The following is a 26,306-nucleotide window of genomic DNA, read 5'->3' as shown; positions in this document are numbered from 1 at the left end:
CACATGAGACTTTGGAAACACTCTAATGGGACATATTACGTAATCATAGACAGGAATCACAAAAGGAGCCTTGGGACTAAAAATAAAGCAGAGGCCGAAAGGATATTTAAAGCTCTTAAAAAATCAGATTTCCAAAAAAAGATAGCTGATCTTGAAAAGACAGAAACAATCTCCGAGTTCTTCGCAGATTGTCTAGAGGACTATAAGTATAAAAAAGAAAAAGCCACCTATACTTCAATGAGCTATAGTCTTAATGCTTTTGAAGGTTTTATAGGAGAAAAGCTTTTAAATGGCGTAACCAAAAAAGACCTTTCAGATTTTACTACGCATAGATTGAAAGCAGGGTACGCTAAAACCAGCATCAACATAGATATCAGAAACATAAAAGCAGCATTTTCAAAAGCTGTTGAATGGGAAAAATTGGCTCAAAATCCATTAAACGGATTCAAACAGTTAAAAATAGATAAGAATCTCCCAAAATTCCTCACTTTCGATGACTTGGACAAATTTGCAAATATTTTAGGTGACAATCCCTTGCGACACGCTTTCTTCTTTTATGTATTGACCGGTTGCAGAAGATCGGAAGCTCTCGTATTAACTTGGGATGACATTGACTTTACAAGAATGGTTGTGCATATCAGAAAAACAAAAAACCACGAAGCAAGAGACATCCCAATCTGCGACTCTCTTTATGAGCTTCTTAACGGTATCACTCCTAAACAAGGATATCTTTTCCCAGGCAAAATTAAAGGAACCCACTTAGATAAAGATACTATGACACACAATATTAAAGATTGCCTTACCGAAGCCGGATTTCCTGATATGCGACTACACGATCTCAGGCACACATTTGCAAGCCTTCTTGCCCTATCTGGAGAGACATTACAGACCATACGCGACCTGCTGGGGCACTCTGATATCAGAACTACAGAGATCTACGCACACCTTACAGCCGATCACTTGAAAGCAGCTGTTAATAAGCTCAAAGTTAATGTAAGCACAACCGATAAAGACATTGATGAAAAACAATAACAACTTATCATTTACAGAAACTAAGCTTGGAACTACAATTACTTATTCTCTTTTTAAAGGCAGGAATATGGCTGAATCAAACAGGATAGAATACAAACGACAACTTAATGACAAGAGTGATCCTAAGTTTGAACAAGAAGTAACTGCTTTCTTGAACTACAAAGACGGCGGCATTATCTATATCGGCGTTGACGATTCAGGAAATCACTATCCTATTGAAGATTTAGACGATACTCAGCTTAAGATCAAAGACAGAATCAAAAATAATATAGAGCCGTCCACCATGGGGCTCTTTGATGTATCAATTGAAAATGACATTATCAAAATAACTGTAGCAAGTGGCTCTGAAAAACCATACTACCTTCGCAAAAATGGCATGTCCGAAAAGGGCTGTTTTATTCGTGTGGGTTCATCGGCAGAACCAATGCCTAAGCGAATGATAGAAGACCTCTTTTCAAAACGCACAAGAAACTCAATCGGTAAGATTGAATCACCCAAAACACAATTAACCTTTGAGCAACTAAAGATCTACTATCAGGAAAAAGGAAAACAGCTCAACGACCAGTTCGCATCCAATCTAGAACTGCTTACAGAAGACAAGAAATACAACTATGCTGCCTATCTGCTGGCTGATAACAACGGAATTTCCATTAAGGTGGCAAAATACAGCTCGCTATCCAAAGCTGAGCTTATAGAAAACAATGAATACGGTTACTGTTCAATTATTAAGGCAGCTAAGCAAGTATTAGATAAACTGGAACTTGAAAACAAAACTGCTGCGCAGATTACCTCTAAGGAGAGGATAGAAAGCCGTCCATATGATCCCAGAGCTCTAAGAGAGGCAATTATCAATGCCATTGTGCACAACGACTACTCAAATGAGCGTCCACCTGTCTTTGAAATATTCCCCGATAGAATAGAGATTACCTCAGCTGGAGGTCTCCCCTACTCTTTCACAAAAGAAGAGTTCCTTGCCGGATATTCTGCCCCCAGAAATAAAGAACTTATGCGAGTCTTCAAGGACCTCGACCTTGTGGAACAGCTCGGTTCCGGCATCCCCAGAATCCTTGAGAAATATGACGAAAGCATATTCACTTTTACCGATAATTTTCTGAAGACCACTTTTAAGCCTATAGAAGGTTGGGGGACTGGTTGGGGAACAAGTTGGGGAACAAGTTGGGGGAGTCTAAATACCAATAGGCAAAAAATCATTCAACAAATGGGTGATAATCCAGAAATAACAATCCCACAGCTATCTGAGATAGTTGGAATATCTGAAACTGCTATAGAGAAAAATATTAAATATTTACGTGAAAACGGTTTCGTTGAAAGACAAGGTACATTCGGCGGAAAATGGATCGTTAAACATGAATAATATCTCTGCCATAAAAATCATCTAAACCTATATAAGCATCTCCAGGTATGGTTTCATAATCTTATCAACTCTGCATATTTTGGCGTATTTCACAAGCTTAGTAACATTGAAGTCTTTTCTGGCTTTATACATCTTCAGAGCTTCCAGAACTATGTCCATCCCAAGCTTATTACGAAACTTGAAACAGTCAGCAATTGTCTTTTCTACGGAGTATATCTTTACTTCAATCTTATCTATCATGTGTGTTTCTATGCCCTCAGAATATGCTTCATCGGAAAAGCGGTGGATATTAATAGGTGGATATTTAAGTTTTGGAGTAGTCGCTCCCTTTGGCAGAGCTATAGAGACTGCATGAGGTATCTGAGTTGTCAGCTCATGAAAACTAAGAGCAGAAATGATACATATAACTGCTTTAGGGTATTTCGTAGCTACAACTGTCATATCAAAGTTAACAGGCACATTCTCAGGCAGACAGTAAAGCCCTCTTGCAAGCTGGATTATCGCACCTTCATCACGCATCTGATACAGCGTACGAGGATGCACGCCTGCTTCAATTATCTGAGTGGCAGTTACCGTTGAAAAACCGATATCCCTAATAACTTCTTTGGCTTCTTCAAAAAGCCCTACACCTTCGCTTTTCATGGATAAAATCACCTATAATTATTTACTTTTATACTTAACTTTATCCTTAAATAAATTTATTTCAATATCTATTTGGACAAAATCACACATACTTATACACATTTATATGTTGTTAATACTACTCAGTCTTGTGTTTGTTGAAAAGCACAGTATATTTAATTAATGATATCGTTATACTTATACGGGAAGGAAACATATGCTTAATGACAAAATTATATCTGACATAGCGTCAGCCTATCATGACATAGCAAGAAAATTTTACAGTATAACAGATCAATTAAACAAAAAAGACATTTCAGCTTTGGTGAATGCAGCCTTTTATGCAAGCCTTAAGTGTGAAGAGGGTCGAAACGTTTCTTTCAGTTTGGTACTAACTGATACTATAAATTGGCATATTGAAGGACAAGCTAAAATTCCACAAAAACGCATAGAATTTGAACAAGCTCGTGAACTAAGAGTTGACAATATTGTTAAACTTGCTGGTGCTTTTTTATCTTCAGAGTCCGCATTAATGGTACGAAAAAATAATTCTTTCAGTTCAAGTTATGAGATTTGGGGAGTGATGTATTTCAATAGAATTAAATCTGAATTTACAGAGCTAAATATCAGTCATGGGAGCTTAAATTACTCAAGACCAACCTGTTTTATGATAAACGTTTATAATGAAGGTTCTTTTACTATCTCATGTGCAGACAGTAAAGTTGGTCAACTGGTTGATGGTGAATTTGTAAGAGTTGCCCCCCTTCCTTTTCTGGGAGGAGGAATGACTCCTTTTATGGAAAAATTCTATGACACATCAACTATAAATAATTGTAACGCTGATGCCCACTATTTTAGGCTATTTAGTGAATTATTGAAAGAAGCATCATTAATGAACCATGGTGGATTAATAATCATCGTAAACGCTACGGATGATAACTACAAAGATTTTTGTGAATTTAAATATTCCTTTAAAGTTAATCACATTAATGTAAAAGACATGTTTTCAAAATACACTCATACCATGGCCGTTGATAGAACGCAAAATTTCAATATGAACAGAGTTTATTGGGGAAATGAATTACAAAAAAGGCTAAAACGTATTGCCAGACTCGCAAATATAGACGGGGCTTTAATTATTGATAATAACCTCAATGTTATCTCGTTTGGGACAGTCTTAAAAGGAAAAACATGGGAAGGAAAAATTCTCGTCGGGAATGACGGCTTTAACAACAATGGCCAAGCATACGATATAAGTAAACACGGAACGAAACACAAATCAGCCCTTAATTTTGTTGGCTCTTGCCCAAATGCTATCGCATTTGTATTATCTGAAGATGGCCCCATAAGGGGACTCGTAAAAAAAGATGATGAAACAATTTACATTTGGCCCAATTGCGACCCAGTAATGTTTGAAAGTGAAAAATGAATGACCCCTGCGGCAAAAATGCGTCAACGGCACATTACCACCACTGAAGAATAAAAACATTTTCACTATCAACATTTTTCTACGGATCAAAAGGTTTGGGGTTCGAATCCCTACGGGCGCGTTAACGTTTATCAGTATTTTACAGGGCAATCAGTCATTTACGACGGTTGCCCTGTTTCATTTTTATTGCTCATAATTGTTGAGAATTTGACGAAATTGGGTGCAGTTGCACCCAGTCTGCACCCAAAATGCACCCAGATTTCCACGTAAAAACATGTTGATACTGATAAATTCCGATGTATTCAATTTGCGATCAACACATCATCTTTTTGATAAAAAAGTGCCCTGCATGAGGGCACTGAAAATTAATCTATAACCATTTTAAAAATATTGAAGCCCTGCTTTGTGAAGTCAGGTATATTTGTGCTATCAATATAGACATGACCTTCCGGCTGTTCAGCACTTCTGCTTCTGATGAGGCGGAAGTAATCTCTGATTATCGCATCACTGAGCTTCCTATACCGGTAAGTATAATTGCAATAGTAATATCCCTCATAAACATTATAGATGGTATTAACGAAATTATACGAATCTATCTGGTACATATCAGATGTATCGAGAGTATCCAGCCCTTCGTATGGCGTAATGTCTGCGACATCTATCAGGACTTCTCCCTCGGCTTCAAGATAAATGTCTCTATACAGATTTGCGTTACCATAACCAACGAAAGCTGTGAACTCATCCACTCTGTCGTCATCAGTTGTGTATGAAATTCCGTTTGAGCAGTTAGTTGCCATAAAAGTGACCTGATATGTGCCGTATAGGGTGTCTCTGTCAGACAGGTTAATCGGGGTTGTTCCTTCCATTGTGGACACGGAACTTCCTCCTCCTCCACCGCATGCGGTCAATACCAAAAATACTACGAACATCGTAAAAGCAAGAATTATTCTGTTATGCATAAACACGACCTCCACACTTTATTATGTGAAGATCATAAATTAACCAAACGACAACTCCTGACGCTTCAAAAGCGAATATGAAAATTATTTCAGGATTTACCCCCTACCCTATTAACAGGGCAAGGAGGTGGATATGTCCAGCCCATATTACTCATACGTTGCCGTACTCGGCAATCTTACAAAAGTACCAGAAGCCGGAGAAACAAAGAACGGCACTATCACCAGCAAATTCACAGTAGCGGTCAACAAACCATCAAAAGAGAAAGCAGACTTTTACGATGTCACAGCCTTTGGCAAGACAGCAGAAAACTGTAATGAATATCTTTCCAAAGGCAAGCTCGTGCTTGTCACAGGAGAGCTTGATTACGGTTCATGGGAGGACGACAAGGGCTTTCACTCAAAAGTAGCCATAGTCGGACATAACGTCCAGTTTCTGACACCAAAAGGTGACACAGACGGCGAATCGCCTGAGTAAAAAAACTAAAAAAAACAAAGGCGAAAAAACAGAAGTGTGTAAAAAACAAAAAAACAAGAAAAGAGCCTATGTCTGATTTCCATGATGCATACCTGATTTTATCAGAGAGGTATGACGAGCTGAAAGATGCTTTTGATTCTGTGTGCGCCGTTGTGATCTCTCAGCAGATTAACAAAGGGGATTCTCTTTCTGCATATGAAGAAATCACTGCTGTTGTTGTATCAAGCTTAAGAATACACAGAGGGCATGAACGATGTGGTTAGAAAGCTATATCTCGGATATATCCGGCATATATGGGCTTTCCGAAGAGGAGGTCAGGCAGATAATTGCTTCGGTACTGGAAGGCTACTACAGCGAGAAATACGGCTCGCCCACAGTGTGTTCGCTATCTGCCGAAGGTTTGACTGTGAGGCAGTATAGGGCAGACGGCATCGAGCGTGAGATAGTTCTCAAAAAGCATGATGTAACCACACTTGCCTCTATTTTAAACACCGAATTTTTCAATTTTGGTGTCCACCGGAAAGAAATCTATCTGAAGTCATTTATGAACTCGCTTGTAAAGGGCGAGATTCGGGAGATATCCGCAGAAGACGTTCTGCTGAATGTCTATCTGGGAGTGAATTACAGGGTGACTGGTGTGGTTCATAAGATGTACATCACGCCGAAGCTCAGGGGCACATTTCAGACTGGGCAGGAGATCAGGAGTCTCGTCATAGGCACTGAAAGGTATGGTGATGATGTGGCTCTTACACTGAGCCTCACAAGCCGCAAACTGGTGGAAAAGCTCTTCGAGGAACAGGGATATTCAGTAAGATGTATAAAACGTATTGCTGGAATTATTTCAGTTATCCAGTTTAAAAAACATATTCAGTATAAAATCATCAAGAGAATTTCAAACGTACTCCATGAGCACATAATTATTGAGGCATTAGGATGATTTCATTAGTAAATCCTTTTTATTATTTCAGAAATTTGATTATGATATTCATGTTCATAACTAGGGGCTGTTCACATTTATTTTAACCATATGATTACAGCCACCAATGTTACCATTGCCTCATAGTTTCTTGCAAGTTTTTCATATCTTGTGGCAATTCGCCGGAATTCTTTCATTCGCTGAAAGAGCCTTTCAACCAGATTGCGCTCTTTATACAAATGCTTGTCATATTTCCGTTGTTCTAATCTATTACATTTAGGCGGGATAACTGCAACAGCACCAGCCTGTATTATTGAAGACACAAAAGCATTGGAATCGTACCCTCTGTCAGCAATCACATAAGCAGGTGAAAATCCTGCGATGAGATTATCTGCCTGAGCGTATTCCGACTCCTGTCCTCCCGTAAGGATAAACCTTACAGGGTTGCCATGTGAATCCACAGATGCATGAATCTTAGTACTCAGACCGCCTCTGGAACGCCCTTGGCATTCTTGGTTTTGGCAGTTTTTTTTGATGCACCATGTTGATGAACCCTTACAATACTGCCGTCTACCATAAGGTACTCAAGGTCTGCATCTCCAGACAGCTCTGCAAATACTTTCTGCCAAACATCCTTTTTAGCCCATCTGTCATAACGTACGTATACACTATGCCATTTGCCAAAGCAGGGGTGCATGTCACGCCAAGGACTACCTGTTCTGGCTATCCATAAGACTGCTTCTACAAAAAGACGGTTATCTTTAGCTGTTACTCCGCTGTCGCTCTTTTTTCCGGGGAGCATATCTTTGATGCGTTCCCATTGTTCATCTGATAATTGAGCTCTATACATAAAATACTCCAATTATTTCATTGGAATATATATCGGCATTAATTTAAATGTGAACAGCCCCTAGCATTCTAACTCATATAATACATTTGGAGAATATCTTCGTATTCGATAAATCCGTTAGAACAAGTTATATCAGATACTTGGTTCAACTCTATTGACGATATAAGAGCTGATACAGTTTGCCTATTCAGCCTATTGTCATAAGATTGTAGTAGCTCTACAGCCTGCGATGCCGCTTCTTCTTGAAACTCAACAGTCTGACCTGTTTGCCGTTGCAAAGATATAAATACCATTTTTGAATGCTGATATTCTTCAAAATTAAAAATCCTTTGTAAATACAAGCCTGCTGAAACCGTTCTTCTTGCATAACCATATGCCATCAAGATCATAACGTCACAATCTTGATTAATTGAATTATTTAGATCATTATTTATATTCGCAAAAATTCCTTCATCTAAAAAGTTGGACTTGTTTACAATATTAATTAATTTAAAATTATTATTAACAGCGGCATATTTCCCTAGTTGCCATTCCCGCATAATATTATCAACAGTTCGAACTCGTAGTTCTACAGCTAAATTCATGTCAAAAAACAATATAGAACAATACTTTAATAGAGTTTGTTGAGGGCCATCTGCCCCATCAACTTCTTTAAAAGAATTCTCCATGGCACCAACATAATCGTCTTCATCAAATCCACTACTTAAGGCAAATTGTTTAGCAATTTCATTACCTTGGCTTGCCGCTTCAAGTTCTTCAAGCACAAACTGAGTTGCCACATCCTCGGCTGGTATTTTTTGATTTATATATTCAGCAAGCATTTTAGCTGTAAAGTCAATTCCATGTTTTTCAATGGCCTCAATCATTTCATTCTTATACATATATGATCAATCCATAGGGTGTGATAATAACCACTGTACCGTCTCTTTTGTTTTCACTACTGAAATTGCTGGGATTTCACTTGGATCAACATTGTCATAGCCCAACCCAATCAAATTAGTTGCAAAGCTATTTTTGATCTCAATATCCGAAAATGACGCTATATCCCTAAAAGAAATATCACTTAAGTTAACCAAATAAAAAGCAGTTACAAGATGTTCGGCTTTAATGTCAATTATATCGTTATCCGATAGTAAATCTTGTACTCTGATAGCGACTTTCATTACTTTTGTAATTGTGTCTCTTGCTTTAGATATTGTTTTTCTATTTGGATTTGCGGCAGCTCTATCACATGCTGCTTTTATTAAGCGCACACTATCATACATTAAAAATTGTAATTCATCTGGCAGAAGCCCTTCATAAAGATCTTCCCTCCAGGTGCCTCTAACAAGGTTATCCGTATATTTTTCTTTCTGATTTTTTAAAAAGTTGAAAAATCCCATGTTATTCCCCTAGCATAAATTTATATTTGTCATAAGTAACAGTACATCCATTCCGGTAAAGCTCGTTGAGCCAATCAATTTGCTCTGTACTTAATTCTAACCTTTTATTATTTTTAATATTTATTAACTCTAATCTATTCAAATTAACAATTTCCGCTGGTAATTTAGTTAGATTGTTAATATTTAGGTTTAATATTCTTAATCTTTTTAAACACCCCAACTCTTTAGGCAAGAAAGAAAGGCTGTTATTATTTAATTCTAAAATCTCTAATTGTTTTAAATTAAAAAGCTCTTTTGGTACTTCTTGCAATCTATTCCATCTTAAGTATAGTGTCGTTATTTTTAATAAATCTTTTTTTGATTTTGGATATTGTGATGATTCTTGTTCTATGTTCTCTTTAAACCAGCGTAATAAAAAATCAGCCCACTGGTCATCAGAAGGTTTCAGTATATTCCTAGTAACATTTAATAGGCTTTCTGACTTCTTTAGTAAAACCACTGCTTTTTTATTTGAAAGAACTAAATCGTTCACTATTAAAGAACCTCATATTGCCATTCTTAATTTTTTCTCAGGTTATATATTGAAAAGTCCTATTTTGTTTAATTTGCGTACTTACCTAATTTCCAAATTTTCATAATTTCATCCACAGTAGATGTAGACAACTTTACCATGAGATCCATATTCTTTATTTGTATTAAAAAATACCTGAACGACAACTGCAGATGCTCAAGCTCACTTTCTTCGCCTTCCCAATTTGTTTTCAACAGTGCACCTTCATATTCACTTGGTCTAAATCCAGATTGCCTTACAAAATTTATTGCATGGCTATTACCTTGCCTTGCAGCATCTAGCTCTTCTAAAACAAACTGCTTGGCCAATGTTTGCGATGTAATATTTCTGTTTAGTATTTGGGCTATATAGTGCCACCCCTTGTCAAGACATCATAAGTTGATTTCTTAATGTGTTTCTATGCCGCTATTCTCACCTGATTCATATGCACATCCATAGGTCTCTTGTAACCCAAAGCAGAATGTAGTCTTTCGTTGTTGTAATAATCCATATATCTGCCGATACCGGCTCTTAATTCAGTAACGCTTCTGTAGTCTCTGACATATATATCATCGTACTTCAAAGTACGGAAAAATCTCTCAATGGCGATGTTGTCGATAGAACGTCCCGTGCCGTTCATAGAAATCTTTATATTATGCTTCTTGAGCATCTCTGTATGACGATAAGAGGTGTACTGACTGCCCTGATCTGAATTGAAGATCTCAGGAGTACCGTGTTTATAAATAGCTTCTTCAAGAACATCACATACAAGCGATGTATCCATAGTGTTTGAAAGCTTCCAGGCAAGGATAGCCTTGCTGTGCCAGTCGATAATAGCAGCCAGATACATGAACCCTCCAGCTGTCGGCACATACGTTATATCGCCGCTCCATACCTGATTGGCGTGCTCGGCAACAACCTGCTTCTTATCATTGCGTAAAGCTGAAAGCAGATATGGGTATGTCTCATGCTCAATGCTCTTTATAGAGGTGAGCTTTTTCTTCTTAGGGTGAATAGACTTGATACCAAGTTCTTGCATGAGCTTCAGCACTTTATTCTTGCCGACCTTGAATCCTTCGTCTTTCATCTGATGGTAGATCATACGATAACCAAGCTCTGAGTGCTCCGTATATAACTCGCTCATACGACGCTTTAAGAGATCATTCTCAAAGCTGCGATCGATATGCTTATAGTAAAATGTGCTTCTGTTTACTTCTAAAAGGGCACACTGCCTTGCGATATTAATGTCTTCCAGCTCAGGTTCCACAAGACTCTTATTTGATGAGCCCAAGCTGACGAGCTTTTTTTGCACAAACTCCAGCTCAATGGTCGCTTTACCGAGAGCTTTATGCAGAACTTCTATTTCTTTATCTTTCTCATCTATTTCAGCTTTATATTCTTTAACGACTTTAGAAGGCTCCATAGCGATAGAAGCGTTCTCAAGAAACTGTTTCTTCCAGTTCTGGATCACGTTGGGGGATATTTCATATTTGCTGGCAATCTGATTCAGAGTCGAATCACTCTGAAGGACTTCAAGCACGATCTTAGTCTTCTGCTCGGCAGAAAACTGCCGTCTCTTCTTACTCATGTGGACCTCCGATTTCTCTTAGTATTTTATGCCAAAAAACACTTAGAAATCTACTCTGACTGTCTCAATTCGTCGGTCCACTATACTTTCAGGTCATGAGTCGGATTTTGCCACAGAACTGATTTCTCTACTCAAAGCGAATGCAAAGTGGTATATTGAAGTTGCGAAAGAGTTGCCGAATATCCGGTAAAACCGAGGGTAGCAAATTTTTCGTAGAATTTTCGTATTTTTTGCCAAAAAGACCTATAAAACAAGGGTTCCAAAGGGTTTACGAATGAAAATGAAAAGCCTTTTACTGTTATCACTTTACGTCACTACTTATCACAGACGTTAACTATAAATAACTGATACAAAAGGTAAAATTTCAATTCGATTCCCACCGCCCCATTTCCCATATTGTTTTTATATTTAACTATAAAAACCTTGATAAGGTACGATAAGTTTCGCAAATTATGATAGCGGCTTTATAAACGGACAAGGCCGCCGCCGTTTTGGTAGAATACGTTACCAGACAAATTCACCAAAGGAGGCAAAGGCCATGTCCGATGAGAAGATTATACACCTGAACGAAGGTGCCATAAAGGGCGAGTTACAGGAACTTGTCCGCAACAGTGTAGAAGAAACACTTAATAACCTGCTTGAACAGGAAGCCCAGGCTTTGACAAACGCCGCTAAATATGAACGTACTGAGAACCGTAACGGTTATCGTTCAGGTCACTATGAACGGAATCTTTTGACAAGCTCAGGTGATGTTAAACTGAAAGTTCCCAAGCTTAAGGGAGTAACTTTCGAAACAGCCATTATTGAACGCTATCGCCGCCGTGAGAGCTCAGTAGAAGAAGCTCTTATAGAGATGTATCTTGCCGGCGTATCAGTTCGCCGAGTAGAAGATATAACAGAGGCGTTGTGGGGTACTAAAGTATCTCCGAGCACCATCAGTGAGCTTAACAAGAAGGTTTATGTTCACATAGATGATTGGCGCAACAGGAGACTGAAGTGCAGCTATCCCTATGTTTATCTTGATGGCATATATCTCAAGCGCAACTGGGGTGGTTCATATGAGAACGTTGCTGTGCTTGTAGCTATAGCTGTAAATGAAGAAGGCTATCGTGAAGTGATCGGCGCATCAGAGGGTATGAAAGAGGATAAAGAGAGCTGGAAGAACTTTCTCTGTGATCTTAAAGAACGAGGTTTGAAGGGTGTTCAGCTTTTTATAGGAGACAAGTGTTTGGGGCTTGTTGATGCTGTCAGCGAAGTCTATCCGGATGCCAAGTACCAGCGCTGTACGGTTCACTTTTACAGAAATGTATTTTCTGTAACACCGAGAACCAAGGTGAGAGCTGTGGCAGCAATGCTTAAAGCAATACACGCCCAGGAGAGCAAAGAAGCTGCCCTTGAGAAAGCGCAGGCTGTTGCACAGAAACTTCGTGATATGAAGCTAAGGGAAGCCGCTAAAAAAGTTGAAGACAGTATCGAGGAGACTCTGACTTACATGACTTTCCCCTATGCTCACTGGCTTAAGATTCGTACTAATAATGTGATTGAGCGGTTGAATAGGGAGATACGGCGTCGGACTCGTGTGGTAGGTACATTTCCTGACGGAAACTCGGCTTTGATGCTTGTTTGTGCCAGGCTGCGTCATGTAGCTGGAACCCAGTGGGGAACTAAACGTTATATGAGTATGAAATATTTTACTGAAGCCGGAGATATAGAGATGGATTCAGTTGCTGGCTAGTTGAAAGCTACCAAACGGCAAAAGGGAATTTGCGAAACTATCTTGACGGTACCAAAACCTTATAAACGTCGCAAATTTCTGAGAGCCCAAATCAGTGCCCATTTAGCTGACAATGTAGCCTTGCCTGTTCTAATGCCATTACATAGTTAGGTTCTCACATATTTGCTACTTCTCTGGTGGCAACTTAATACAGTTACGACTACACAAATCAACACAGACTCCACATCCGATGCATTTATAGACATTATGTTTAAAAGCTCCATCATCTATTAATATTGATCCAGTGGGACATAGTTTTTCGCAAACTCGACATTGAGTACAGTCAGTGTTATTCACGAATATCTTACCAATTGGAAACCCAGCAACCATAGGTATGTTTTTATTTAATGACACCAGACGATCATAAATTATATTTGCAATATGCTTTCTATTATTAACAGGTTTTTTGTCAGTAATAACAACTCTCTCCACTGGGGCTGACTCAATTATCTCAGTAATAGCTGACATATTTTTTAATACGTTTTTCTTCATGTGATTAAAGAAACCACGCCTACTACATGAAATTTCCGTTTTCTGAGCTTTCTGAAATATATCGTTTTCTAACATTATGAGCATGGCATTTTCTATTACATATTCTTTATAACCTGCAGCTACAGACCTAAGCATATTTCTTGTAATTTCAAGCTCTTTATTAAGGATTTTATGCATGTATTCAGAAATTTCACAATCAACGCACGGTTTCATATCAAGCTCTATTTTCTTAACTCCTGAAGTTAAGAGAAATAGAAGAAGTACACTATTTAAGGATCCTAAGCACTCAATCTTTACAGCGTCTTTAGTTGCGCTTTTTCCACAAGCGAGCTTGAGCCCCTGGTCATAGGTACTCTCTAGCAAATTGACACAGCGAATATAGTCATTAGTACCTGAAACAGTAAAAACGCCGTAAGGGCATGCACCTACACATATCTCACAACTTGAGCACTTTGAAGGGTTAACGAGTACTTTTGTCCCAGGCATACCTACTTTCACAGCATTTTCCGGGCAAAGTTCCACACATAAATTACATGATGCATTTTTGTAATACATTCTCACGCAACTCTGGGGCCTGACAGTTATTCCACATTGTAACTTTTCAGGATCGATTTTTATGCCAATCATACCTTAATCACCTTACTTCTCGTCAGTATCTATAACACCAGTTTTAAAGCTCTTTAGTGCCTTTGCAAGGTTCTCTCCTAACATCGGAAGTTTTTTATAACCAAACAGAACAAATAAAAGCAAAGCTATTATCAATAATTCAGCGTGCCCTAGTCCAAACATAGCTCCTCCTCATCTGAGATAAGACAGTTAACAGTTTCAGTATCCTGCTTCACAAATTCTTTCAGTATTATAAGCAAGCTCATATAAAACCCTGTATTTCTTTTCTTTTCAGAGGCTTTTGTAACTGCATACACTAACGGATAAACGTTATTCTCCATAAAATCAGCCTGGCTCCTAAAGGAATTAATTAATTTAGATTTATCATCAATCACACTCATATCCCTATTCGCCATATAGTGCATGTAATACAGTTCTAAAGCCAGATGATCTTCAGGGATCTTTTTATTTGTATTCAGTTTTAGCCCTGAAGAAATATAAATATTTTTCACTTCACTACGCTCTTCCTGATACATTGTTCCTGTTGGAGAAAAGTATGGAGAAGCACTGAGATTTACAGAGTACCCTCCCAATAAAAAGGAAGAAGTATATTCCCTGGCAAGCTTATGTTCAATCTCATTTCTGTTACTCAATTCTTCACGTATTACTTGAAAGGCGTCTTCAAGCACAGGGTCATCACACCTCATTGCCAGCATTTGCTCCAGCGTATTCAAACTAGCAAACAAATGATCTAACAAAGAATTGTCTTCCAGAATATCGTAGAAGAAGTCAGAAAACAGTTTATAAAAAATGCTTCTGGCCTGTAGAACAGGTTTGACGTCATCACCACTTATGATATTTTTATCTTTATTGCAGTTCATGTGAAACTCCTTTCAGTGCCCCATAGTGCACTTCTCTGATTACAGTTTTATTTTCAATATTTTCAGCAACACTATATACTAACGTCATCTCAATCGCTCCAGTCTTTTCTCGAAACATAGGATGTATATCTACATAATCTGATCCTTTAAAATAATCGTTCTCTTTAAGACCCAGCTCCGAGATTATATCTGTGCCATCTATTTTCACTCGCAGAGTTTTAATAAAAAAATCATTAGGATCCATGATTTCCCAGTTTCTAAGTTTTATACGACTGTTTTGAAAATATATCTGAGAGGTGAATTTGTTTTCCAATGCGCAGTAGTGAACACCTATGTTGAGTTTTTCTCCTGCGGCAAATTCAATAAGGCGCAAAGCCAAAAGCTCACTTCCGGCAATTGGCAGACCGCCCGGATAATCATAGTTATAGATCACATGATAAGGCGTATGCTTCAGTCTGTAGCCCTTCTCTGCAAATACCTGCTCGTTATTAAGAGGAAAGAGGAATTCCAGCAGATTAATGCCGGCTGCACCGGTATCCTGCAAACTTATAAGCAAGTTTTGCATATATTCCTCTTCATCCGGAAAAACAGGCATCTCCACAACAACATGCGGGATATATTCAGCACAAAGCGATATCTTATCCAGTGCAGTACTGACAGCATCGTCCGGCTTAACCGAAATCCTTATCTCATCCAGCCCCAGCATCTGCAGTTCCTGCAGAAGTGTGCTGTCTAAATAGTCTCCGCATGTATATATGCGAATGTAGCAGTCAGGGTTATCCTCTTTCACATAGCCCACGAAACCCGTTACTTCTTTTTTGAAAAGGAAAGGTTCTCCGCCTGTGATGCCTACTGACTGGAGCATCTGCCTGTCTTCGCGGGCATCATACTGTTCTTTAAGAGGTAGGAAAACAGATTCTTCCTGATTCAGATTCGCACAGTAATAGCAGTATCTGGAGCATTCCAGAGATGTGATGAAGGTGTGTGACCTGTCACCTTTATGGCAAAGTTCGCAGGCTTCTGAAACATAGTTGTACCTTATGCTTTTGCCTGCATTGCATATCTTCACCAGCGGATTTTCATTTAATATGCTTATCAGTCCGCTGTATTCTGTATTTTCATCTTCACCTACAGGCAGAGAGAAACTGTTCAGGATATTCAATAAAGCGGACTTTCGTGTTGTATGGTGACTGAGAAAATCTATATAGTTCATAAGCACCTAAAATGCCGGAGCCCGCTTTTAACGGACTCCGGCACGTCTATGTCACGACTTGGGGTTAAAATATATACATGGCAGAGTATCGCCGTTCGGTAGTGAATTCCCTTGGGAATCCTTACTCGAATCCGGATATCCGACAACAGTTTTAACCGCCAATGGGTACTTTGCCTCTATCTCCTCCACTGTGCCTGCGTCTAGCGCCCTGTTCGGGCAGGAGCTCACACAGGATGGTTTTTTGCCTTCCTCCCATCTATCCCAGCAGAAAGTACATTTCTGCATAGGGTGGTCGACAGCCCATGTGGCCTCCGGCATCGGCTCGGAATCATCATCTCCGAAATTCGGAGCACCGAAAGGACAGGCTACGGCACACGCCTTAATGTTCTGACAGAGGTCTCTGTTCACGATAACTATGCCGTCCTCTTCCCTCTTGTAAATAGCACCTACAGGGCATGCTGCTGTACATGCGGGATTCTCGCAATGGTTACAGGACAGCACAAGGTTGTATATCGCTACATTCGGAAATGTGCCGTTTTCTCTGGTGGAGAGATTTCTCCACCTTGCCGGTCCGGGGTTAACACTGTTCCAGTCTTTACATGAAACAACACAAGTGTTGCATCCCATACATCTATTCTGGTCATAGTAAAATGCATAACTCATTTTAAACTCCTATCAGGCTTTTCTTATTTTTACTCTTGTGTCTGCACCGAGAGTCATACCCTGGCATATACGGGTAGGCAAAAGTTTTGTTAATACATTGATGGCGCCGCCTATGTCAGGAGTTCCATTTGCATTATCTCCATTAGCCCAGCCGCCTTGTCCTATTGCAAGCCAGCCTTTACGTACTCTCTGTGAAATTGTAGCTGAGGCATAAATGCTCCCTCTGGAATTTTCCAGCACTACTCTGTCTCCATCCGTTATACCGTTAGCTTCCGCATCATAAGGGTTTATTACTACAGGCTCATAAACATTATCATCCCATGCTTCACCTGTCTCTCTATTCGGATCAAGAAAAGCAGGTTGCCCTTTAGAGTTTTTCTTAAACACTTCATTAATATAAGCGTTATTATTATGTGTTGAGTGTGAACGATAATAAATATGCCATCCGTTTAAACCTAACGTATATCCTGCATCATCTCTTTCTAGAGGGTCTGGATGTGGGTCTGTTGCTCCTTCGGCGAATAAGCCTTCCATCATAGGAATAACCATTGGTATAGGGTAAACAAATCGCCCTGCATTACTTCCATCGTGCAGATTTCCCGTCAGGGTAAAACGTCCGTCAATATTGACATATCCTCTGGCTTCATAGTCTTCCACCATTGCCTGATTATATATCTCAAATTTACCCGAGGGTGTAAGGAGAGGATTATTATCAGGGTCTGCTCTAAAGGCTGCCATTTCAGCATTTACTGTAATACCATGACTTTCATCCATTGATACAGTTCCGAGTTCTTTCCACTCATCATATGTTGTATCCGGGAAATATCCTGAGAGTAGTGGTTCTACAGCTTCTCTTCGCCAATCATCTGCTGTGTTCCCCATATTAGACAAGTGTAGAATCTAATTGCATGTCTTAATATAATCCATTACCTCTTCAACATACATGTAATCTTCCTTAACAAAACCAATTGTTATATTGGCTAGGCCGGCGTAAAATCCATTAGGATCTGATGCGATCAAATCTCTTCCTAATAAATGCACCCACTTGAGTAAATGTTGCTGCATAAATTTACTATGTACCTCAAACTTATCGAGAGCATCATCCATATTATTGTTTGCTAATTCTTTACAAATACGTTTGTTAAGCTCTTGGAGGAATGCGAGCTCTATAGCAATGTGATCCTCAGGTTCTTTAAAATTATCTGCTACTCCCATCTGCTGTTCAGCATAAAACTCCAAAACCTCATCTCTTTGATCTTGCATAACAAGTTTATTTGGAGACAAATAAACAGACTCATAAGGATGAACATGTTTGACTACACCATTAGGAGATACATTTAAGAAGATAGTCGTGTACTTTAGTGCAAGTTCATCAACCAAGAGTGTCAAATCACTATGCTTACCAGTGAAATTTTTAATTATTTCAATGCCCTTTTCGAGCATATTATCGTTTCGACCTTTGTTGTAATCTGCAAACATTGCAAGAGTTGAATTCATCTCTAATAGACACTTATGGTCAATTTCTTTCGAATACCATCTTGTTAGATTTCTATAAAGAACAGTTCTTAGTGCTGTAGCATTTTGTAAATCAATAATCTCCATAATAACCTCTCTTAAATTTTAATCATATAAATAAACACTATAAGTATTTATCCAACACTGGGGCTTTGCCTGCTAAGGCATATTCTTTTAATAAGTTTAAATCCTTCATCAAAAAAGCGACTGACTTATCTTCTTTTACTATACTGCTATACAAATTCTTGTATTTTAATAACTCTGGTTTGTTAATAACTAAACTCACCATACATCCTATATAATAGATTGATTTAACATTTTCTAAATACTCATCCAAAGTTCTTTCTTTGCTTAGTTCCATTTTGAAAATATCTTCAATTATCTTATACGCAAAGCTTCGTAAAGACACATCTTCTATATCATCTATAAGTTTATAATTATAATCTGTTTGAAACTGAAGGGAATGAGCCATTTCTAAAATAGGCTTATAAAAGGAGATGTTTATATTATTGCAAAACATCTTTGCAACTATAAGCCGAATTACTTCTAAATATATATTAACAGTATTTTTTCCTACCCATACATTAGGATATGGATGATAAAAATACCTCATTGCAATAAACTCACCTTTAGCTTTTTGTGCAACTTTAGTGCCTGGGTATGGGTTAAGTATAAATAAATTTGATTGAACTCTCACGTTTGTTAATTTTGAATTATGCATCGTAATACCAGAAAGCTCGTCTATTAGTTTCCGTGAATATTTTGCACTTTCATATGGAGATACGATGTAACCTATATATATTTCGTTTTGAAGTTTATTCTTCCTTGTATTAAGAAAAGCCATAAAGTTAAGAATCAAATCTAACTCCTGATCAAGCTGCTCTGAAGACCGTTCCAATCCATTAAGCCTTCTACCTACAAAGTTGTCAGATATAATTCTATCTCGCCCTATAAAAAAGTTGTTTATGTCATGCTCTTCAACAATATGATAAAACTCTTCATCTAAATCAGATGGGTCAACAAAAACGTTCATGCCGTCAAACCTTACATTCTTTTTTTGCATATCTAAATAGTCAAGTGTACGCTTTCGGTTACTTTTATTGAAAGGTGCGCTATCAGACAACGAAAGCACAACATCCTTTTTATACGTTTTTTTTACTTGACCGCTAAATTCACCTACCCATTTTATAAGAGAAGCCCAATAGTTACAGTTGATACCTGAGGGTTGTATAAAACAATAGTCGCACGCATTTGGACATGTGTCGTGCAGCAAAATCCTTGTGTCAATACAGTCATTAGTTACTCCGAGTAACGGCACAACAGGACGATTAAAGCTTCCTCTTCCTGTATTTTGGATTTTTCTATTTTTTAAATAATACGCCCCCTTCCCTAAAGTAGCCCCCGATATTTTGATTTCACCTTTTTCTTTGTATATTTTCAACTTTTTTTCAACAACACTTAACTTAATAAATTCTAAAAAACTATCTCCACCACCTCTAAAGACCACATCAAATGTCCCTTTATACAGAGAATGTTCTGTTTCTCCTAAAGAATTGAAATGTACGCCTCCCGCAATAATCAATGATCGTGGGTAACGAGCTCTAATCATTTCGGCAAAATCAGAAGCTATTGCATAAGTACTTGTCCAGCATGAGATACAAAATATAGGCGCTGTATTCTTATCAAGATATGTCATAAATTGACTATAAATAGTACCTGAGTATTTATCCTCATCTGTCGCTGGGAATGTAGATAGATTTTGAAGACCAGCTTCTTTCATATAGTAAACTAAAGTAGCCGCTGCTGCATCTTCTTCAACAGAGTGGAAATACGAGGATGTTTCTTTTAAAACCAGAAAAACAACATCATGCTCTAACATTAGAAGCAACCTTACTTTTTAAATTTACAGCTAATGTGCTGTTTTCAAGTATTTTCTGAACTTTCATATGTACAACTTTATGACTCAATGCTCTTATTTCGTCTATGTTATCAGCAGAGAGGTTATGCAAACACTCAAGCATTACCTCACAATACAGCATATCCTCTTTTTTACTTATATTTTTCAATATGTTAAACGCTTCCTCATGCCTGTTTAGTTTTACATATGAATAAGCTTTTTTTATTAAAACGTGTTCTGTCACATCGGATTTATTATAATATTCTATAGCCTCTTCATGTTTGCCGGCATAGGAGATAATGTCTCCAAAGGTCTCAGCAACTTTGTAAGCAACATGAGGAATTAGAAGCATGCCCCTATAACACTTTTCGACTTCTGAAAACTTATGTATTTTGGTATAATAAGAAACTAGATTAAGTAATACTTGAGGAATCCCCGCAAATTGACTATAAGGGATGCTTTTCAGAGTGAGAAATAAAAGAAGTTCGTTACTCGACTGCTCCAAAGCCTTATAACTTATAAAATTATAATCATGCCATAAGTGATTTTTATCAAGCTGCTTTACATCTTTTATTTTAACTTTATTAAATATTCTGAGTACGGAAATAATGACGTTCGTGCCTTGACCATCACTTAACGTAACCTTTACAGACTCATTCACCTTCATTCCCAACAAAGTTCCTTTTTGAATTTTGTATCTGAGGTCATTGAGCCCCGGCTTTAAGTAATGTTTTTCAGGAATATACTGCCCTTCGTATTGACAAAATATAATCACACGGCTGTTGTTTTGTACTGTATCTGATACAGAATACATGTCTGCATGTTTAAGTAGTTTAGTCAGTTCTTTCTTATCAGTAGAAATATTTTTTCTGAAATTTTTAATACACTGCATCATAGTTTCTTTATCTTCAAGCAATGACCCAAGGTACAGCCAGTACTCATAAAGACGTTTTTCTTCTTTCAGCATTTCCTTATGTTCTAATATATAATCAACTGTATGAAATATATTTATACAATTTTCAATATTGAACTCTGTTTCTTTATTATAGAGAACCCATGCAGCCTGAATTTTTCTTAGATCTAAACGTGTTAAGCAATCGGTTTCATACTCATGCCAAAATGAAAGGTAGCTCGGGATATACTTGTCACTAACCTTAAAGCCAAATTTCTCTGGATCCTTCCCGTACATAGAACCACATGTAAGCTGTAGTTGCTGTGCACACGAGTTCGCATAAATAGGTATATCGTACTTCTGAACTATACTGATTGTTTTTCTTGCATCTTCATAGGTTTCTCCAGGTTGCCCATACATAGAGAACAGTTCCACATTTATCCCCAACGACTGCGCGTAGGTAACGATTTCATGGAATCTTGAGATAGAAACTTCCTTATGCATAGTATTAAGTATCTTGTCGCTTCCTGATTCAAGCCCAAAGCCTATACAATGAAGACCTGCTTTTTGCATCAACTTCAACAAGTCTTTATCAACCATATCAACTCTAGTTTGACACCAAAAAGGTATTCTTATACCTCTATTTATTTTCTGTTCCATCAACTCTACTGTTCGACTTCTGTATGCAGTAAAGTTCGGATCACCTATCCATAAACTATCCATACCCGCTGATTCTAAATATTGCATTTCTTCCAACACATGATCCACCGAATGAAAACGAATCCTCATATTATTAAACAACGGTGTAACACAAAAATTACAGACATGTTCACATCCTCTGGATGTAAAAATACACGCTGTCTTTTTCATACTTAAATCAATAACACCCTGAACATAAGGGGAAGGGTAGATATCTAGATCTTGAGGCAAACAGTCAGGTCGGTTGGTAGTAATGATTTGATCATTATCCTTAAATGAAATCCCTGGTATATTATAAAAACTATCTCCACTTTTCAGTGACTCAGCTATGTTAAGTGTGGTTAATTCACCTTCACCTTTGTTGCAAATTATGTCAAAGTCCTGAAGATCTTTAAGTCCATCCCCCGGAAGAAAAAGAGACTGTGGACCACCAAGTATAAGCTTTGTTTCAGGATAATACTCCTTTATGAATCTTGCAAAAAAACGTATTCGTTCCATCAAGTAGTGATAACCAGAGAATCCTACCAGCTTAGGTCGGAACTCTTGCATATGCCTATTTAAATCTTCCAAAGTAAGTGGAGCATCTTGTAAATCATCAATGATCTGTGTATCATGTTCATGTTTATTAAGATAAGTAGCTATGTATCCTTGAAGAATGGGTATAGTATTTGTCGAACGTATTGAATCCAGTTGATTCATATTTATCAAAGTTGTATTCATCAGTTTCCTTATAGTTTGAAAAATACAGGCAGGAGGTTTTCTCCCGCCTGTATTCGTAAGAATTACTTCTTAACAAAAATAATATTCGGCTCTAAACCACTGCTACTTGCAAAGTCTTCACTTGACATTGCCGTATATTCTACAACATCTTTACCAAAATTAGTCCATTTTGCTCTGATCTCATCAATCGGACCAGCGTCTAAGGCCCTGTTAAGACAGGCAGCTACGCATGCAGGCTTAAGTCCTTCCTGAATCCTGTCTAAACATAGTGTACATTTAGTCATTTTTGGTCTAGTGGTATCATCTAGTTGATACTGGCTAAAATCAGGTGCATAAAATTGTGGAGCATCCCAGGGACATGCTTCTTTACACTTACCGCACGAGATACATGTCTCATTATTTACAAGAACAAGGCCATATTCTTCTTCTTTGTATATGATACCCATTGGACAAGCCTCAACACATGCTGGATTTGTGCAGTGATTACAGGCAAGAGAAATATGTTTCAACGCATAAGGATAAGCTCTTTCATTAGCATTAACCCTTCTCCAGTCTTCCTTCATATAGTACTTTCTGTTTTGCTCATAATTCGTCTCGCCAGCGCTGTTCAAATAGTTAGACACGTCTTCCATGTCATTAACATCAACAACATACGTTCCAGAACTATACCAGTCTGTATCTGGATTCATAGAATCTGAGTTAATATTATAATCGCCACGTCTATCGTCATTCCAGTTTTTACAAGCAAGCATGCAGGCCTTACATCCAACACATCTTGTTTGGTCAAAATAAAATCCCCATTGACTCATTGTTTACCTCCACAACTTTACTAACTATCTGGATGATTTTTACTAACTTCACAAAGATTTCCGTTAAAATGGTTGTCGCCAACCTGTCCGCATAACGGGTCTTTAGGGCTTCCAAAGTCTTTATCGTGAGTTAAAGTATTTTCACACCCACCAATATCAACATTAACTATGTGCTTATAGTAAGTTGTTTCACTAACCACAGTACTATCTACCGCATCACCAAGATCGATATCATACCAAGCCTCATATGTTTCACTTCCTTTTCTATACCAAACACCATGCGGAAGACTAACAACACCCTCTCTTATTGTTGGTGAAATACCTACTCCGACCTTTAAACAGCCCCAATCATTATAGACATAAACCATGTCGCCATCTTTTATGCCTCTTTTAGAAGCATCTGCAGGACTCATGAGTGCACGTTTTGGATAATCAAACTGATCACGTATCACGGAAACATTGTCATAAACGGTATGAACTCTATTCCTCGCATGCTTTGTTGTGAATTGTAATGAATATTCTTTCCCTTTGACACCGACGTTTTCGCCCTTCATGATTTTGTCGTAACCTTCATAAGGCTCAATATACATCGCCCTTGATGTCACTCTAGACTTTTCAGTCTGAGTTGCTAAGTCACAACCATCCCTGTAATAATAAAACGGCGAGAAAAATTGAATCTTGCCCGTTTCAGTAGTGTAAGGGAGATACCCCATAAGACCGGTCATAGGATTTGGAACGGTACCACTGACTTCCTTCTGAACGATGCCTTGCTCTTGTACTTCTGCAAAAGTAGGCTTATCAATATCTGATACAGTTGCTGTATCCCATGCTTCTGCACAAAGTTCTTCATCAGTTTTGCCGTTTCTGCTATATGAAACACTTATGCCTCTGGCATTGAGTTTTTCAGCAAGCAAAATATCGATATCAACATCCGATTTAGTATCATACATAGGTTCAATTAGTTTATTCTGAAAGTATGTAGCCTGACCACTAGTAAAAAATGGTTTTTCATGATGCGAACACGCAGGCAAAATGATATCGGCATAAGCTGCTGTAGGAGTCATGTTCTGTTCATAAATAACATAATGCTTGATTTTATAGTCGCTACCATTTTTCTGGGTGAAAATATTCACAGCCTTATTTGTATTCGGACATGTATTGAATGAGTTTGTAATATGGTAGGATCCTAAAACCATATCAACTTCAAGTTTAGCTGTTGCAGGTGAACCAAGATCGACACCGTAAATTGATTTCGTATCTTCATAAAACTGATCTTCTGTTCTTCCATCACGGCCAGTAACAACAAGGTCTACAAACTTATTTGCATCCACTGCAATAAACGGATAAGTAGTACCACTGCCAAGCTCAGGGTAAGTTAAACCACCAGGGAAACCCACGGGGTTAGAGTCGCCATCCGACGAGTTAACACCAAGGTTACCGCCTTGTTTTACAGTATGTCCGCACATCGCAGCCAGACATATCATCATCCAGACATTATGCATGCCGTTATTTGTTTTTTGTCCACCGTTATTCCCATTTTCAAGAAACACATCTCCAGCGTTTGCAAATGCGTCCGCAAAGTTCACTATTGTTTCCTTTGCTACACCTGACAACTGGGATGCCCATGTAACAACAGCATCTTCCTTGTCAACAAGACCAAACTCAGCAGCTTTCTCAACTCCTAACCCGTCCAGATATTCAACAAATGACAGCCCAGCAGGGACATGGACATCTTGACCGGCAAGCGCAGGATCTGCAAAAGGGTGCTGATCTGGAGTAAGTTGTGTCTGAAATGAAAAGTCAAGCTTTGAATTAACAAATCCAGGATGTTTAGGTGGATCAACGACTGTAAAAGGATTCCCATCACTATCTACAGGAGCCCCTTGTGTCGGATAAAACCCAAAACAATTATCTTTTATAAATGTATCGTCATGCCAATCCCTGTTGTAAATTATATAAGCCATCGCAACAGAAAGTGCAGCATCAGTCTGTGGTCTAACCTGAATAAACTGAGGTATATTGTACTCAGGAAAACCTGTAGAAAGAATAGAAGCAGTGTCAGTGTATTGAGCATCAACAGTAACTATAGGTACACCAGCTTCTTTTGCTTTGGTCAGAAAGAACGTTTTATTTGGTTCTTTCACAGCAGGATCTGCTCCCCACTGTATGATAAAATCTGAATTTTTATAATTATGCACTGAGTTTCCGCCAGCTAGCCCTGGAAGCAGCCCGACTGATCCTATAGATGCAAAAAGCATGTTTTCAAATGAGGGTGCGCCTGTAGGAAGTATTGTAGGTCCGAGATACTTCGATAAAGCAGAACCTGCCCCCTCGGCAAATCCCATAAATGGCATACCTGCAAACATCATACGGTTATGTAATCCATTCGGAGGACCTGCAACCATGGGAATATACGGCAGTTCACCACTGCTAAATCTTGAATAAACTTCAGCGATTTTATCAGCGACTGCATCAAGAGCCTCATCCCAGCTGACTCTCTTAAAACCTGTAACATCGCCTCGTTCTTTTGTCTGGACAAGCGGATATTTCAGTCTGTCAGGGGAATATGTTCTTTTAATCTGAGCATAACCTCTGACACAGGCCCTTGTCTGGACGAATGATGTAGACTCATCTGCTTCCAGTGAATTCTCTCTGGCAACGTCACCTGCAGCTGTTAGTTTAGCTATTTTTGCCTGTGGAGTACCATGCCCTTTTACAGAGAATTTAAAAGGACATCTCCCACCACAGTTGTGAGGGTGAGTGCCCATAACTTCTTTAAGTTCTCTGTCCATAACAAATTCTTCTTGTGGGACTAATAGATCATCAGTATAGTCCTCTGGTCCACTTCCGCCACCGCAACCATTAGCGACAGCAGTTGCACTAAGAGCAGATGTCCACTTAAGAAAATCCCTTCTGCTTATTTTGTTTTCTGTCAGATAATTTTTCTTTTTTGTTTTCATTATATACC

At 38.4% G+C, this 26,306-nt stretch carries 26 protein-coding genes; 7 read left to right on the top strand and 19 right to left on the bottom strand.

Features of this window, described 5'->3' with window-relative positions:
• Positions 1–3 precede the first annotated feature (3 nt).
• Positions 4–1,032, top strand: a complete 1,029-nt coding sequence (locus tag DACET_RS03515) for a tyrosine-type recombinase/integrase (protein ID WP_013010026.1) — start codon at positions 4–6, stop codon at positions 1,030–1,032.
• A gap of 67 nt (positions 1,033–1,099) precedes the next feature.
• A complete protein-coding gene (locus DACET_RS03510) occupies positions 1,100–2,407 on the top strand; it encodes an RNA-binding domain-containing protein (RefSeq protein WP_013010025.1) in 1,308 nt (435 codons plus the stop codon).
• Positions 2,408–2,434: 27 nt separating this feature from the next.
• Here DACET_RS03510 and DACET_RS03505 read toward each other — a convergent pair whose 3' ends face one another.
• Complete coding sequence (locus DACET_RS03505) at positions 2,435–3,049, bottom strand: type IV toxin-antitoxin system AbiEi family antitoxin domain-containing protein (protein WP_013010024.1); 615 nt, start codon at positions 3,047–3,049, stop codon at positions 2,435–2,437.
• Between the two features lie 196 nt (positions 3,050–3,245).
• Here DACET_RS03505 and DACET_RS03500 point away from each other — a divergent pair, with 196 nt between their 5' ends.
• Positions 3,246–4,457: a putative sensor domain DACNV-containing protein gene (locus DACET_RS03500; RefSeq protein WP_013010023.1), complete on the top strand. Its 1,212-nt coding sequence runs from the start codon at positions 3,246–3,248 to the stop codon at positions 4,455–4,457.
• A 365-nt stretch (positions 4,458–4,822) separates the two neighbouring features.
• On the opposite strand, the gene DACET_RS03495 is transcribed toward DACET_RS03500, so the two are convergent.
• Positions 4,823–5,416: a hypothetical protein gene (locus tag DACET_RS03495; protein WP_013010022.1), complete on the bottom strand. Its 594-nt coding sequence runs from the start codon at positions 5,414–5,416 to the stop codon at positions 4,823–4,825.
• 133 nt (positions 5,417–5,549) lie between these two features.
• On the opposite strand from DACET_RS03495, the gene DACET_RS03490 reads away from it, so the two are divergent.
• The 3 genes from DACET_RS03490 to DACET_RS03480 all read left to right on the top strand — a co-directional run bounded on the left by DACET_RS03490 (position 5,550) and on the right by DACET_RS03480 (position 6,828).
• Positions 5,550–5,891 carry a single-stranded DNA-binding protein gene (locus tag DACET_RS03490; RefSeq protein WP_013010021.1) on the top strand — a complete coding sequence of 114 codons (342 nt, stop codon included), beginning with the start codon at positions 5,550–5,552 and terminating at the stop codon, positions 5,889–5,891.
• A gap of 68 nt (positions 5,892–5,959) precedes the next feature.
• A complete protein-coding gene (locus DACET_RS03485) occupies positions 5,960–6,154 on the top strand; it encodes a hypothetical protein (RefSeq protein ID WP_041229858.1) in 195 nt (64 codons plus the stop codon).
• Positions 6,145–6,828, top strand: a complete 684-nt coding sequence (locus DACET_RS03480; protein WP_013010020.1) for a hypothetical protein — start codon at positions 6,145–6,147, stop codon at positions 6,826–6,828. The genes DACET_RS03485 and DACET_RS03480 overlap by 10 nt, the downstream gene beginning before the upstream one ends.
• A 77-nt stretch (positions 6,829–6,905) precedes the next feature.
• On the opposite strand, the gene DACET_RS15920 is transcribed toward DACET_RS03480, so the two are convergent.
• From DACET_RS15920 to DACET_RS03445, 6 genes are all read right to left on the bottom strand, one after another.
• A protein-coding gene (locus tag DACET_RS15920; protein WP_211204088.1) for an IS5 family transposase occupies positions 6,906–7,657 on the bottom strand; the annotation gives its coding sequence in 2 pieces (ribosomal slippage) (positions 6,906–7,342 and positions 7,342–7,657; 753 coding nt in all).
• A gap of 68 nt (positions 7,658–7,725) precedes the next feature.
• Positions 7,726–8,538, bottom strand: a complete 813-nt coding sequence (locus tag DACET_RS03465; protein WP_013010019.1) for a hypothetical protein — start codon at positions 8,536–8,538, stop codon at positions 7,726–7,728.
• Between the two features lie 6 nt (positions 8,539–8,544).
• A complete protein-coding gene (locus tag DACET_RS03460) occupies positions 8,545–9,039 on the bottom strand; it encodes a hypothetical protein (RefSeq protein ID WP_013010018.1) in 495 nt (164 codons plus the stop codon).
• Between the two features lies 1 nt (position 9,040).
• A complete protein-coding gene (locus DACET_RS03455) occupies positions 9,041–9,571 on the bottom strand; it encodes a leucine-rich repeat domain-containing protein (RefSeq protein ID WP_013010017.1) in 531 nt (176 codons plus the stop codon).
• Between the two features lie 68 nt (positions 9,572–9,639).
• Entirely contained in the window at positions 9,640–9,918 is a 279-nt protein-coding gene (locus tag DACET_RS16215) for a hypothetical protein (RefSeq protein ID WP_041229854.1), read from the bottom strand.
• 89 nt (positions 9,919–10,007) lie between these two features.
• Positions 10,008–11,177, bottom strand: coding sequence for an IS3 family transposase (locus DACET_RS03445; RefSeq protein WP_013010016.1), 1,170 nt, complete (start codon positions 11,175–11,177; stop codon positions 10,008–10,010).
• A gap of 538 nt (positions 11,178–11,715) precedes the next feature.
• Between DACET_RS03445 and DACET_RS03440 the strand changes: the two genes are divergently transcribed.
• On the top strand, positions 11,716–12,912 hold the full coding sequence (locus tag DACET_RS03440) for an IS256 family transposase (protein ID WP_013010015.1): 1,197 nt from the start codon (positions 11,716–11,718) through the stop codon (positions 12,910–12,912).
• A gap of 165 nt (positions 12,913–13,077) precedes the next feature.
• Here the strand turns inward: DACET_RS03440 and DACET_RS03435 are convergent, their stop codons facing one another.
• From DACET_RS03435 to DACET_RS03385, 11 genes are all read right to left on the bottom strand, one after another.
• The gene (locus DACET_RS03435) at positions 13,078–14,070 is read right to left on the bottom strand and encodes a 4Fe-4S binding protein (RefSeq protein WP_013010014.1); all 993 of its coding nucleotides are present in this window, start codon (positions 14,068–14,070) and stop codon (positions 13,078–13,080) included.
• 12 nt (positions 14,071–14,082) lie between these two features.
• Positions 14,083–14,232, bottom strand: a complete 150-nt coding sequence (locus tag DACET_RS03430; RefSeq protein ID WP_013010013.1) for a twin-arginine translocase TatA/TatE family subunit — start codon at positions 14,230–14,232, stop codon at positions 14,083–14,085.
• Complete coding sequence (locus DACET_RS03425; protein ID WP_013010012.1) at positions 14,220–14,930, bottom strand: TorD/DmsD family molecular chaperone; 711 nt, start codon at positions 14,928–14,930, stop codon at positions 14,220–14,222. The genes DACET_RS03430 and DACET_RS03425 overlap by 13 nt, the downstream gene beginning before the upstream one ends.
• The gene (locus DACET_RS03420; RefSeq protein ID WP_013010011.1) at positions 14,917–16,143 is read right to left on the bottom strand and encodes a radical SAM protein; all 1,227 of its coding nucleotides are present in this window, start codon (positions 16,141–16,143) and stop codon (positions 14,917–14,919) included. Before DACET_RS03420 ends, DACET_RS03425 begins: the two co-directional genes overlap by 14 nt.
• 51 nt (positions 16,144–16,194) lie before the next feature.
• Positions 16,195–16,806, bottom strand: coding sequence for a 4Fe-4S dicluster domain-containing protein (locus DACET_RS03415; protein ID WP_013010010.1), 612 nt, complete (start codon positions 16,804–16,806; stop codon positions 16,195–16,197).
• Positions 16,807–16,818: 12 nt separating this feature from the next.
• Complete coding sequence (locus tag DACET_RS03410) at positions 16,819–17,688, bottom strand: molybdopterin dinucleotide binding domain-containing protein (RefSeq protein WP_041229852.1); 870 nt, start codon at positions 17,686–17,688, stop codon at positions 16,819–16,821.
• A gap of 18 nt (positions 17,689–17,706) precedes the next feature.
• The gene (locus tag DACET_RS03405) at positions 17,707–18,408 is read right to left on the bottom strand and encodes a TorD/DmsD family molecular chaperone (RefSeq protein WP_013010009.1); all 702 of its coding nucleotides are present in this window, start codon (positions 18,406–18,408) and stop codon (positions 17,707–17,709) included.
• Between the two features lie 37 nt (positions 18,409–18,445).
• A complete protein-coding gene (locus DACET_RS03400; protein WP_013010008.1) occupies positions 18,446–20,200 on the bottom strand; it encodes a radical SAM protein in 1,755 nt (584 codons plus the stop codon).
• The gene (locus DACET_RS03395; RefSeq protein ID WP_169304176.1) at positions 20,187–22,508 is read right to left on the bottom strand and encodes a B12-binding domain-containing radical SAM protein; all 2,322 of its coding nucleotides are present in this window, start codon (positions 22,506–22,508) and stop codon (positions 20,187–20,189) included. Before DACET_RS03395 ends, DACET_RS03400 begins: the two co-directional genes overlap by 14 nt.
• 83 nt (positions 22,509–22,591) lie before the next feature.
• Positions 22,592–23,338, bottom strand: coding sequence for a 4Fe-4S dicluster domain-containing protein (locus DACET_RS03390; protein WP_013010006.1), 747 nt, complete (start codon positions 23,336–23,338; stop codon positions 22,592–22,594).
• 20 nt (positions 23,339–23,358) lie between these two features.
• Positions 23,359–26,298, bottom strand: a complete 2,940-nt coding sequence (locus DACET_RS03385) for a molybdopterin-dependent oxidoreductase (protein WP_013010005.1) — start codon at positions 26,296–26,298, stop codon at positions 23,359–23,361.
• Positions 26,299–26,306 lie beyond the last annotated feature (8 nt).

Origin of the sequence: Denitrovibrio acetiphilus DSM 12809, from assembly GCF_000025725.1 — a bacterium.
Classification (GTDB): domain Bacteria; phylum Chrysiogenota; class Deferribacteres; order Deferribacterales; family Geovibrionaceae; genus Denitrovibrio; species Denitrovibrio acetiphilus.
This window is presented reverse-complemented; position numbering and strand designations above follow the sequence as displayed.

What these genes read in the sequence shown, in the direction of transcription:
- DACET_RS03515 (WP_013010026.1), top strand. Translation starts at nt 4, where the DNA reads ATGAGACTTTGGAAACACTCTAATGGGACATATTACGTAATCATAGAC.
- DACET_RS03510 (WP_013010025.1), top strand. Translation starts at nt 1,100, where the DNA reads ATGGCTGAATCAAACAGGATAGAATACAAACGACAACTTAATGACAAG.
- DACET_RS03505 (WP_013010024.1), bottom strand. Translation starts at nt 3,049, where the DNA reads ATGAAAAGCGAAGGTGTAGGGCTTTTTGAAGAAGCCAAAGAAGTTATT.
- DACET_RS03500 (WP_013010023.1), top strand. Translation starts at nt 3,246, where the DNA reads ATGCTTAATGACAAAATTATATCTGACATAGCGTCAGCCTATCATGAC.
- DACET_RS03495 (WP_013010022.1), bottom strand. Translation starts at nt 5,416, where the DNA reads ATGCATAACAGAATAATTCTTGCTTTTACGATGTTCGTAGTATTTTTG.
- DACET_RS03490 (WP_013010021.1), top strand. Translation starts at nt 5,550, where the DNA reads ATGTCCAGCCCATATTACTCATACGTTGCCGTACTCGGCAATCTTACA.
- DACET_RS03485 (WP_041229858.1), top strand. Translation starts at nt 5,960, where the DNA reads ATGTCTGATTTCCATGATGCATACCTGATTTTATCAGAGAGGTATGAC.
- DACET_RS03480 (WP_013010020.1), top strand. Translation starts at nt 6,145, where the DNA reads ATGTGGTTAGAAAGCTATATCTCGGATATATCCGGCATATATGGGCTT.
- DACET_RS03465 (WP_013010019.1), bottom strand. Translation starts at nt 8,538, where the DNA reads ATGTATAAGAATGAAATGATTGAGGCCATTGAAAAACATGGAATTGAC.
- DACET_RS03460 (WP_013010018.1), bottom strand. Translation starts at nt 9,039, where the DNA reads ATGGGATTTTTCAACTTTTTAAAAAATCAGAAAGAAAAATATACGGAT.
- DACET_RS03445 (WP_013010016.1), bottom strand. Translation starts at nt 11,177, where the DNA reads ATGAGTAAGAAGAGACGGCAGTTTTCTGCCGAGCAGAAGACTAAGATC.
- DACET_RS03440 (WP_013010015.1), top strand. Translation starts at nt 11,716, where the DNA reads ATGTCCGATGAGAAGATTATACACCTGAACGAAGGTGCCATAAAGGGC.
- DACET_RS03435 (WP_013010014.1), bottom strand. Translation starts at nt 14,070, where the DNA reads ATGATTGGCATAAAAATCGATCCTGAAAAGTTACAATGTGGAATAACT.
- DACET_RS03430 (WP_013010013.1), bottom strand. Translation starts at nt 14,232, where the DNA reads ATGTTTGGACTAGGGCACGCTGAATTATTGATAATAGCTTTGCTTTTA.
- DACET_RS03425 (WP_013010012.1), bottom strand. Translation starts at nt 14,930, where the DNA reads ATGAACTGCAATAAAGATAAAAATATCATAAGTGGTGATGACGTCAAA.
- DACET_RS03420 (WP_013010011.1), bottom strand. Translation starts at nt 16,143, where the DNA reads ATGAACTATATAGATTTTCTCAGTCACCATACAACACGAAAGTCCGCT.
- DACET_RS03415 (WP_013010010.1), bottom strand. Translation starts at nt 16,806, where the DNA reads ATGAGTTATGCATTTTACTATGACCAGAATAGATGTATGGGATGCAAC.
- DACET_RS03410 (WP_041229852.1), bottom strand. Translation starts at nt 17,688, where the DNA reads ATGGGGAACACAGCAGATGATTGGCGAAGAGAAGCTGTAGAACCACTA.
- DACET_RS03405 (WP_013010009.1), bottom strand. Translation starts at nt 18,408, where the DNA reads ATGGAGATTATTGATTTACAAAATGCTACAGCACTAAGAACTGTTCTT.
- DACET_RS03400 (WP_013010008.1), bottom strand. Translation starts at nt 20,200, where the DNA reads ATGTTAGAGCATGATGTTGTTTTTCTGGTTTTAAAAGAAACATCCTCG.
- DACET_RS03395 (WP_169304176.1), bottom strand. Translation starts at nt 22,508, where the DNA reads ATGAATCAACTGGATTCAATACGTTCGACAAATACTATACCCATTCTT.
- DACET_RS03390 (WP_013010006.1), bottom strand. Translation starts at nt 23,338, where the DNA reads ATGAGTCAATGGGGATTTTATTTTGACCAAACAAGATGTGTTGGATGT.
- DACET_RS03385 (WP_013010005.1), bottom strand. Translation starts at nt 26,298, where the DNA reads ATGAAAACAAAAAAGAAAAATTATCTGACAGAAAACAAAATAAGCAGA.